Source organism: Maritalea mobilis (assembly GCF_004363175.1).
Classification (GTDB): Bacteria; Pseudomonadota; Alphaproteobacteria; order Rhizobiales; family Devosiaceae; genus Maritalea; species Maritalea mobilis.
Genome location: NZ_SNYR01000004.1, coordinates 142,200 through 152,631, shown reverse-complemented (window position 1 = coordinate 152,631; position 10,432 = coordinate 142,200). Strand labels below are relative to the sequence as shown.

The window sequence follows — 10,432 nt, the reverse complement described above, 5'->3', positions numbered from 1 at the left end:
ACTGATCTTCGGAGGCTCCAGCGATTGCGATGTTGTTATAGGAACGACCAAGCTTTGCGCTGATGTCGAGATACAAGTTCTCGCTAATTTCACCCGTATAATAAGGCCCGACCATAAAGCCCAAACCATTGGTGTAGGCCGTGCTGCCGATCACATCTGCATGAGTGTAATCAATGGAAGCGCCAATGCCCAAAATGCTGTTAGGGGTAATCAGATAATCAACGCCCATATGCAAGGTGGCAAAGCTGCCCTCATCAAAATCCGTTTCAAAACGGCTGAATGTTGCCTCGGCCCAGGCATCCCAATCTTTGGCCAATCCTTCATCTTGTGAAGTCGGATAGTTCACCTCAATCGCATCATTGGCAACGCTTACGCCAACAGGCAGATGGTTTGAGTTCGGCGCACGGTAACCCAAGACATTCAACCCACCGGGTTGTGGCGCGGTGCCGTTAACCCTCGCCATACGACGGCTTTGGCGAGGCTGGTTACCCATGATCTGCCGTGCACGGCCATCGATGAAATTCTGTACTTGCTCAGATGTATCAGCTGCGCTGTTGAACATGGTGAGCGTGCACACAATATTTTGACCGGACACAAGATCAGCCTGAATTTCATTGAGGCTTGGAAGCACTTGCCCGTCAGCGCTATCGCAGCTTGAGCTTGTGAGGACAAAGCCAGCGGGCAAGGCGTAAGTTGCTGCATAGCTGCCGGGGCGCACCAGCATCTGGCCAGTTGTTCCCGAACCACCAGTTACATTGATCGTTTGATTGAACGCAGAAGTTGATGAGGTAAGCGCAATATTACCATCCGCGCTTGAATTTACCCGCACCTCAAGTGTGCCCGGTGGAATGCGGGCGACGATCACATCAAAACTTTGGTCAACAAAATTACCTGCAGCGTCCTCCGCCCGATGGGTGATTGTTGTTGTGCCAACAGGGAAGGTACTACCAGACGCCAACCCACTTGTGCGCATAATAGAGACGCTGCCGGAATTATCTGTGGCGGTGGGCGTGGGATAGCTCACGATCGCAGTGTTCTCATCAAAAGGAATGTCCATATTGACGTTGCTTTGTGTTGATGTGAACACGGGGTTTTCACCATCGCCAACAGTGATGGTAAATTGCTTTGTGTCAGCATTACCCGCCGCATCTTCTGCGCGAACGGACACGGTGGTGGTGCCTATGGGGAAAGCGGAACCTGAATTGAGCCCAGTTGTTGGAGAGGTGGTGATGGTTGGCGTGATCGAGCCGTCAACAGTGTCCACCGCACTTGCGGTGAAATTGACAATAGCTGTGTTTGAACCCGGATCAGTTGTGGTGGTGATATTAGCTGGCACGGTGATGTCAGGAATTTCATTGTCATTCACCGTAATATTGAAGCTTTTTGGGGTCACGTTGCCCGCGGCATCTTCTGCGCGCGCGGTTACTGTGGTGGTGCCGACAGGAAAGGCATCACCTGAATTCAAGCCAGTTGTCGGGGAGGAAGAAATGGTTGGGGTCAAAGTGCCATCAACATTGTCTATAGCGCTGGTGCTGAAGCTCACGACAGCATCGGCTTCGCCAGGGTCAACAGAGACCACAATGTCTGAGGGCACGGTTACGACTGGTGCGCCTGTATCATTTACAACGACGCTAAAGCTCGTGGTGCCCACATTACCCGCACTATCTGTTGCGGTGGCGGTTACCGTTGTGGTGCCGACTGGGAAGGGATCCCCAGAGTTCAGACCTGTGGTAGGAGATGTCGTAATGGTTGTTGGAATTGATCCATCAACATTGTCGTTTGCCGAGGTGCTAAAATACGGGGTCCCAGTATTGGCAGTTGGGCCTGTATCTGCGGTAACAAGCAAAGGGGTATTCACCACTGGGTCTTCATTGTCAACCACAGTGACGGTAAAGCTTTTGGTGGTAAAATTGCCAACAGAATCTTCCGCACGGTAGGTTACAATCGTGTCACCCAGAGGAAATGTTGCGCCGGATGCGAGACCCGCAGTGCGGGTAGGAGTAACCGCACCATCAATATTGTCATTAGCGGTTGGCGCTGTATACGTCACCGCTGCAGTGTTGGCACCGGGATCAGTGTTGACACTGAAGCTTGCTGGCACGGTAAGAACTGGTGGTGTCGTGTCACCAGTGTAGCCGCCTGTAACGGTACGACAACCGGAGGCCTCATAAGTGGGCTCTGCCACAGGGTTATAAGGATCAAACGTTGCAGAGGTAAAGAGCACGGCCCCATTGGCGGCATAGGGCGGACCGTTATTTGTAGTAGTGCTTTCAACAATCTGTACGCGGAAGGGGCGTTTTGTTGGGGCAACAACGCTATCAGTTGAATTGCTAGAAGTGCCAATCCGCAACGGGAAACTATATGTGGCAGAGGCGGTTGGGTGTTCATAGCCCAGCCCGATACTGGCGATGATATTGTTATCCGCATCAAGGATACGTAGAACAGAATAATCGAAGGGTGTAGCCGCTCCATCTGTTCGGTCGTTGGTTGTCGTCGCCAACGTATATCCAAGATCAACTTCAGCGTGCGTACAAGCGGTACCAGAGGTTCCCGTTGCGTTGCGCGCGCCTGTTGTGGTGATGCCCGTGACAGAGGTCGCCATGGCTGAGTTTGAAAGCAATAACGTTGTTATCACACCCAAAAAGGCGCGTTCAACCCAGTTCCGGTTTAACTGAAGTTCTGCCATTTTTCCCCATCCGATTTTGCCAAATCGCGCAGCAAAGATCATGCGCGCAAATCGGCTCGTTAAACGAGGTGTTCCATGCCTATTAAATGCCAACAATCCCCATTTGGGACCTATTGCAAAATTTATTGTCCCGGCAGGGCAGAGGCTAGCAAAGACCCACGCCTATCTGCAGGGGGGGGCGTGAAGTTTTGATCAGGTGGGGTGAGGGCGAGGGGGAACATCCAATCCCATTCGGCCAGCATATGGTGATGCCCCATATCGCGCATAATATGCAACTGGGCATGAGGCAGATGCGCAGCCAAATATTTAGAGCCTTCCAATGGTGCGTTCATATCCGCATCGCCGTGAAAAATAGTTATGGGGGTTTGGATCTTGCCTAATTCATAAGCGCATGGCGCCGCATGTAATTTGATTTCTTCGATGAAATGGTTGACTTCTTTATCATCGAAATTATCCATCAAACGACGTGACCGTTCGAGGAAAAGCGGGCAGGTAAATATGGCGCGCTCATGGGCACATTTAGCCACCCGTGCGCTTTTTGCATTAAACCCATCGATATCGTTGCGCATGGAACGGGCCAATAGCGGCATCACCCGATCTAGCAATTGCGGCCACTTGCGGGCCAACACATGGATCAGATGATAAGAGAAATCCATCTCGCGCCAGCCAGCATGTTTATATGAAGGGTAGCTGGGCGAACCCAACATCAAATGGGTAAATAAATCAGGCTTGGCATGGGCCAACCCAAGCGCGGTGTTTGCGCCATAGCCATGCGCCAGCAAAGGTATTTGCTGAATGTCCAGCTCATTCAGAAGATGTGAAATGTCGCCCGCATATTGCTCAAAGTTTTGCCAATTTGCACCCGGTTCAGGCGTTGAGCTATAGGCCTGACTGCTGACGATAAATCGAATGTTCATCGCTTTCAACACCGGATGAACTTGATCGACCGAGCCCATGCAATCCAATGTGCCGCCACGAATGCCGTCGATATAAAATATCGGCCGCCCATTCTCAGGCCCAAGTGTGTAATAGCGAAAGGGTTGGCCGTTTGGCAAAATGGTGATGCGGCGCGGTGCCTTAACGGATTGCGGATCGACCTTGGTATTGGGCAGCATAATCAATGGATGCAGCAGCAAGGCGCGCACCAATTTGGCTTGGGTGGCATAGCCAGACTTCGCAAATACAGATTTTAGATATTTGCGGGCGGTCTCATAAGTCACGCCCATTTCCTCTGCGGCTTGTCGCAGATCAGTGCAACTTAGAAACACCCGCAACAATTGCTCTTCTGATCCACTCAAACCATGCAGCTTGGCAAATTCCGCCACGATCAGTGCTAAATCCATATCCCGCGAGAGCAGCACATGTTTGTCTACCCGTGCCATGCCCAATTGTGCGGCAAGTGCTTGCGGCACAAGGATGAAAACACGAGAATGGCCGTCGTGGTTTTCGACCCAGCTATCAATGCGATTCTGCGCGATACATTGCTTTAGCCGTTCTCGCAGACAGGGCGCAATATCAATCTCTGTGGGGCCATTTGTTTGAAAGGCGACTTTGTCGTCATCATTAATCAGGCAAATATCGGGGCCGGTTTGCCGCAATGCATGCTCCACGGCATCCATATCTGTGCTTTTGATTTGGCTGTATAAAGTGTCGGCCCGTTCAAAATGATGCAGCAAATCTTCAGATGGGGGATGGCTTGCGGGATCATCAGCAAAGGTTTCAATGGGCGTCACATGATCGGCCAGCCCCAAAATAAGCTCTGGCCAATTGCCGCCATCCACAAGCGATTGATAAATGCCGTGAACAAGATCTGAGGGCGGTTGGCTCATTGAAGTACAAATATCCCGAAAATTTGGGCGAGAAATGCCCGGCAAGGTATAGCCTGAAAATTGACTGGGTTAAGCCTAGCGGACACCAGTTAATGGCTCAACAATAGATCAGGAAAAATGCGGATAATTCACTTCAAATCCGTGTGAGATTATCTCTCCAGCATTACTCGACCCTGCAAATGTAACGAGCAAAAACAAAACCCACATCAGGATCACCGGAGAACATATCCGCTACACCATACATGGGCACAACTTGCCGCCAACCCTGTTCATCAAACGGTTCCATCGTCCACAAATAGGTGCCTGGCCCAAGCCGCGTGACCTCTTTGCAATTGCTATTGCCGCATTCACGCAAGCTCAAATAATTGTCACCAGCTGGATTCAATCCACACACACGAAATAGCTCACCCGAATAGGCAAAAGCACTTCCGGCGCTGAAAAGAACAATACAAAAGGCAAAAATTGCTAGGAGGTTCTTTTTCATCATATTGGTCCTTTATCCTTTGCCTCGCGTTTAAAGATTGCGCTTCAGGAAATTGCAGGTCAATGCGACAAAACCAACAATAAGGTTTATTGAAGCGCAAAAGTGCGTGTTGGAAATTGATGTGGCTGTGCCACAAATTATTGATAAGTTGGCATGGGCTGGGAGTTTAGTTGGCGTGACAAAATTGCGATTTTTTAAGTTGGAAGATTTAGCGTGGCCGGGCCATTTTGCGCTGCATAGCCGCATTTTTGCGGCAATATTTTTGCTGATCACTTTGGTGAGCACCGTCACAGCGCTTTTCAATTTGCGCTTCGAATCCAACATGTATCGCGCCCTCTCATCGCAAAATCCGGCAGTGGCACCTTATGAGGCATTTCTGGAAGAAACTGGTGGGAAACGGCGGCAGTTTTTATTGCTGATGGAGCGCCCCGAAGGGCTGACGCCAGAAGACTTTCGCACCATTGCCGATTTCACTTTGGAAATGGGGTTAGTCAGCCATGTGGCCACTTCATTTTCCATCACCACAGCGCGGTTTCCAACCAATCATCCCACTTATGCAGGGCAGGTGGTGGTGCCCAATGACGTAACTGAAGATGAGTTGGAGCGGCGCCTATCGGCATTTGAGCAGGTGCCAACTTTGCCCAAAATGCTGCTGTCGTCTGAGCGGCAAGCGGCGATGATTTTGGTGGCAATGGCAGATGACACACCACCTGGCGCTGCACGGCAGATTTTCGCCGAAATCAAAGAGTTGCAGGCCGCTGGGTTGGACAAGGGATTGCTGACCGGCATTGCCAGCGAAGAGCTGATCGGGGCCTCCATCACGGAAGCGTTGAAGAATGATCTGATCTTTTTCACCCTTGGCGGCGGGTTGCTGGCCAGCATTTTGGCGATCTTTTTGCTGCGGAATATCAAACTGATTTTGCTGAGCACCATCCCGGCGATCATTTCTGGCGGATCGAGCCTTATCTTTTTTCCGCTTCTGGGCATCCCCGTCACGGTTTTAAACAATGTGGTGCCCATTTTGGTTTTTGTGCTGGCACTTGCAGATAGTGTGCATCTCACCTCGCATTTTGCTGACAAGAACCAAGATAAGTCTCAACCTATTAGTACCCATATTGCTGACGCTATTCGCGCTGTCGGCCCCGCTTGTGCCTTAACGGCTATCACCACGGCCATCGCCTTTGGTGCGATTTCTGTCTCAGATGATGCGCAGTTTCAAGAACTGGCAAAAGTCGGGGCATCGTCGGTGCTGTTTGGGTATGTCGTCGTGATTATAGCCTTCCCCTTAGTTGCCTTAATGTTGAAACCGCAAGGTCGCATTCGGCAATTTGGTTCAGGCAAACTGGCAGATATGGTGGGCAATATCGCGCGGCAGAAAATGAAGGTGATCGGCTCTGCATTAATCATTCTGGTTGGCGCAGTTGCTATTTTGCTGCCGATTGAGCCGTGGTTTACGCTCAAGCAAAATCAACAAATCTCTAGCCCCTTGCGGGTGGCTGAAGAAAAAATCTCCACCTATTTTGGCGGCTTTTACCGCATTTGGGTGGAGCTGGATGGGGTTGAGAACCCCGAGCAAATCGCTACTGAGATTGCCGAGATCGCCGGGGATTACCCCGTTTTATCTGGTCCGCTTTTGGCGAATTGGCGGGGTGAGGAAATCAGCAGTCTGTTTGGTGCTGCGGACGCGTTTGAGGCATTCGATGAGCTGTTTATGCCGGAAGTGGGACGCATACGGGCGCTTATTTTGATGCCGGAGCCGATGGTCGATAGAGAAACATTGGCCCGTTATGATCAGATTGAGCAAGCACTTGAAGCCAAGGGCGCAACAGTGATGGGTTTGCCCGCTATTTTACGGCACGAGCCTGCAATTCTTTTATGGCAAATGACGGAATCATTGCTGTGGGCGGTCTTTTTGTCCTGTCTATTGATCGCCTTTGCTTTCCGCAAAGCTTGGATCGCGATTATCATGGTCCTGCCGAATATCTTGCCACTTTTGGTGACAGCCGCTGCCCATGCCCTATTGAACAATTGGCAATTTGGCCCGGTCGCCGTGCTGTCGCTCACCATCGCATTTGGCATCGCGGTGGATGATTCAATTCACTTTATCTCCCGCTATGTGGCGGCGCGAAAAGCTGGACGGGAGATTGAAGACGCGATTGCAAATGCAGTGCGGGAGGCGGGCAGGCCCATGATTGCCGCCAGCATTTTGATCTGTGCCGGCATTATGGCGCCTCTGTTTAGCCAGTTTGAAACGGTGCAGACATTCGCCAGCATGCAGATCATCGCGCTGTCGACCGCGATCATTTGTGATCTGGTGTTTTTGCCTGCACTGATTGCGGCCGCCGCGCAGTTAAGAGCGCGGCGGGTTGCTCAGAAAAGTTAGGCGTTCAGCCCGTCAATTTCATCAATCAATTGCGCCGTTGTGACTTGGCGACAATAGCCCTTGATGGTGTTGAGAGAATTGTCGTGGCGCGATTGGCTGTAGGTGGCGCAAGCATCTGTCACTTGGGTGACCAGATAGCCCAAATCGCATGCATCACGGATGGCGCTTTCCACACATTGGTCGGTGATGATGCCAGAGATCACCAATTGCTTCACGCCCAAATTGCGCAGCACATAATCAATATGGGTCGACACAAACACCGAGGAGGAGGATTTGGGGAACACAATCTCATCGTCCGTTGGCTCAAGCTCGTCGATCACTTTGCCATCCCAAGAGCCTTTCGGCACATTGAACCCAGTGATTTTATAGTCCAACGACCGATCACGACCATCAAGGGTGAGGCTTTCAATGGTGGTGTATAACACTTCCATTTTCTTGGCGCGGAAGGCTTGTTGCAGCTTTTGCATATTTGGCACCACTTGGCGCTGCATTTGCTCAAAGAACCAGCCATAGTCCTTCTCAAAATCGGCATCGCTTAAATCTTTAAACTCGCCCCCATCGCGTTTGGCGGCAAAGTTTTGCACGTCGATGAACAAAAGCCCGGATTGGTGCTGCTCAAGCGGAATATTGCGGGAAAGTACGGTCATGATAACTCATCCAATAATTGTGTGGTCGCCAGAGCCAATTGCGCGGCCCATAATTGCTGCCCATTCTCAGTTTCAATTTGATCGTTGCGAATTTCAATCAAAGAATGGGGAATATTGTTCTTCTCGCCATGGTGCGGCACAAACCAGTCGCTTTCATCATCAATTTGATAAGGCTCGTTCATACCAATGGGCAGGTCCGGTTGAGATTCCCGGATAAAGCTGGCCAGCTTGGTCGGCGTCGTCGCATCGCCGCGATATAGGAAGGCGAGGGGCCAAGGGCGGGCCTCAACTCCCAATTGCGGCGTGAAGCTGTGGATCGACAGCACCAAGCGATAGCGTTTGGATTGAATGGCTTCTTCTACCACATGGTGGAAAGGCCAAAAAATTTCATCTACACGCTGCTGCCGCGCTGCGGGATGCAGGTTTTGATTGCCGGGAATGGGCACATTGTCCGCCACTTCTGGCATAGCATCCGGTGCTTCCGGTGGGCGATTGCAGTCGATCACCAAGCGGCTATAGCGTTGCAAAATGGCAGGCGCATTGAGTAGCTTTGACATTTTTTTGGTGACGGCAGCAGCGCCAATGTCCCAGCCAATATGTTTGTCCATATCGCTGTTGGACAGCTGCAAACCATATAATTTTTCCGGCACATGTTGGCCCGCATGTTCGCACACCAACAGCACGTCGGCATCGCCATCAGGGTTGAAAAAGTCAATGGGGTCTGGGTCAGCGTCTGTAAGAAGACGCTGCGCATAATCATTTAAAACCATGTCGCGTCTCCTAAACTTTTTCGGCTTTCAACGAGGCCGCAGGCAGCAGGCCATTGGGGCGCATCAGCAACACAAGCACCACAATGCCAAGGCCGATCGGGTCTCTGAATTCTTGCAGCGCGGGCGGCAAGAAGGCGGCGAGATAGATCTCGATAAAGCCCAGGAGAAACCCGCCTGCCACCGCACCGCGCAAACTGCCCAAGCCGCCGAGAATGGCCGCGATAAACGCTTTCAATACCGGAGTAAAGCCCATGAGGGGATCAACAGATGCCCGCTGGCTCACCCAAAGGATGGCGGCCACACCAGCCAACAGGCCGGAAATGGCAAACGCCCCGGCAATCACGGTGTTGGCGCGAATGCCCATCAAGCGTGCGACGGCAAAATCTTCCGCTGCGGCGCGCATGGCGATGCCATATTTCTGTTTCGACAAAAAGCGATCCAAAAAGATCAGCATGATCACAGTTGAGATGATCGCGACCAGCTTGTTGACGCCGATCACCAAGCCACCGATGGTAATGCTGCCGGAAAGAGCTTCGGGCAGAAGCACGGGTTGCGAACGCACTGAAATCAAGTTTTGGAACAAAACTTGCAAAATCATCGCCACCGCAAAGGAGGTGACCAACATGGTCGCCCCAGAACTGTTGCGCACGGGCCTGAAAGCAATCCGCTCCATCAACACCGCCGCGAAGGTGGAGGCCAGGAGGGCGAGGGGCACGGCAAACACGAATGAAATGCCCGCCAAGCCGCAATACATGAGCACATAGCCCGCAATGGTCATCAATTCACCATGGGCGAAGTTGATCAGGCCCATAATGGAAAAGACCACCGCCAAGCCGAGCGCCAGAAGCGCATAAGTGCCGCCAAGGGCGAAGGCATTGACCGTTTGTTGTAAAAAGAGTTCCATTTTACGCGCCCCCTAAATAGGCATTTTGCAAATTATTGCTGGCGGCTAGTTCTTTCGCGTCGCCAGAGGTGGCGATCTGCCCATTGGCAAGCACATAGGCTCGGTTGGCCACTTCAAGGGCCATGGAGACATTTTGCTCCACCACCAAAATGGTCACGCCTTGCTCATTCAATGTGGTGATCAATTCAAAAATCTGTTCGATAATTTTGGGCGCTAGGCCCAAGGACGGCTCGTCCAAAAGCAACATTTTGGGATTGCTCATCAAAGCCCGCCCCACGGCCAACATTTGCTGTTGCCCGCCTGAAAGCGTGCCCGCAAACTGGTCGCGCCGTTCTGCCAGAATGGGGAATAGGGTATAAACCCGATCCCAAGCGGCGGAGATTTCTTGCGCATCCTTCATGCCGAACGCACCCATTTGCAGGTTTTCGGCGACACTCAATGTGCCAAAAACGCGACGGCCTTCAGGTGACAATGTCATGCCCAAACCGGGCAACATTTCGGGCCGCAAATTGGTGATATTTTGCCCATCAAAGTGCACCTCGCCGCCAAAGGTGGGCACCAGCCCTGCAATGGCATTCAAGGTGGATGATTTGCCGGCGCCGTTGGCGCCAAGCAGGGCAACAATCTCGCCCTGCTCAACTTCAAAATTGATCCCGTCAACCGCCTGGACCGCGCCATAGCGCACATCAAGCGAACGGACTTGGATTAGCGGTTGAACCATGATCAATG

8 protein-coding genes are annotated in these 10,432 nt (G+C 51.8%); 1 reads left to right on the top strand and 7 read right to left on the bottom strand.

Annotated elements, in window-relative coordinates; genetic code table 11:
- The 3 genes from ATL17_RS16700 to ATL17_RS16690 form a co-directional block, all read right to left on the bottom strand.
- Positions 1–2,686 (bottom strand): HYR domain-containing protein (locus tag ATL17_RS16700; RefSeq protein ID WP_166639088.1); only part of this gene is annotated, 2,686 nt, incomplete at its 3' end.
- 122 nt (positions 2,687–2,808) lie between these two features.
- Positions 2,809–4,515, bottom strand: coding sequence for a bifunctional helix-turn-helix transcriptional regulator/alpha/beta hydrolase (locus tag ATL17_RS16695; RefSeq protein WP_133573992.1), 1,707 nt, complete (start codon positions 4,513–4,515; stop codon positions 2,809–2,811).
- A 163-nt stretch (positions 4,516–4,678) separates the two neighbouring features.
- Positions 4,679–5,002 (bottom strand): hypothetical protein, encoded by a 324-nt coding sequence (locus tag ATL17_RS16690; protein ID WP_133573991.1) that lies wholly within the window; start codon positions 5,000–5,002, stop codon positions 4,679–4,681.
- 181 nt (positions 5,003–5,183) lie between these two features.
- Here ATL17_RS16690 and ATL17_RS16685 point away from each other — a divergent pair, with 181 nt between their 5' ends.
- Positions 5,184–7,382 (top strand): efflux RND transporter permease subunit, encoded by a 2,199-nt coding sequence (locus ATL17_RS16685; protein ID WP_166639087.1) that lies wholly within the window; start codon positions 5,184–5,186, stop codon positions 7,380–7,382.
- Here the strand turns inward: ATL17_RS16685 and ATL17_RS16680 are convergent.
- From ATL17_RS16680 to ATL17_RS16665, 4 genes are read right to left on the bottom strand one after another with little or no spacing between them, the layout of a single operon-like run.
- Positions 7,379–8,029, bottom strand: a complete 651-nt coding sequence (locus tag ATL17_RS16680; RefSeq protein ID WP_133573989.1) for a cysteine hydrolase family protein — start codon at positions 8,027–8,029, stop codon at positions 7,379–7,381. The two genes, ATL17_RS16685 and ATL17_RS16680, sit on opposite strands and share 4 nt — an antisense overlap.
- Positions 8,026–8,799, bottom strand: a complete 774-nt coding sequence (locus ATL17_RS16675; protein ID WP_133573988.1) for an N-formylglutamate amidohydrolase — start codon at positions 8,797–8,799, stop codon at positions 8,026–8,028. Before ATL17_RS16675 ends, ATL17_RS16680 begins: the two co-directional genes overlap by 4 nt.
- A gap of 10 nt (positions 8,800–8,809) precedes the next feature.
- The gene (locus ATL17_RS16670; protein ID WP_133573987.1) at positions 8,810–9,703 is read right to left on the bottom strand and encodes a branched-chain amino acid ABC transporter permease; all 894 of its coding nucleotides are present in this window, start codon (positions 9,701–9,703) and stop codon (positions 8,810–8,812) included.
- Position 9,704: 1 nt separating this feature from the next.
- Positions 9,705–10,424: an ABC transporter ATP-binding protein gene (locus ATL17_RS16665; RefSeq protein ID WP_133573986.1), complete on the bottom strand. Its 720-nt coding sequence runs from the start codon at positions 10,422–10,424 to the stop codon at positions 9,705–9,707.
- Positions 10,425–10,432 lie beyond the last annotated feature (8 nt).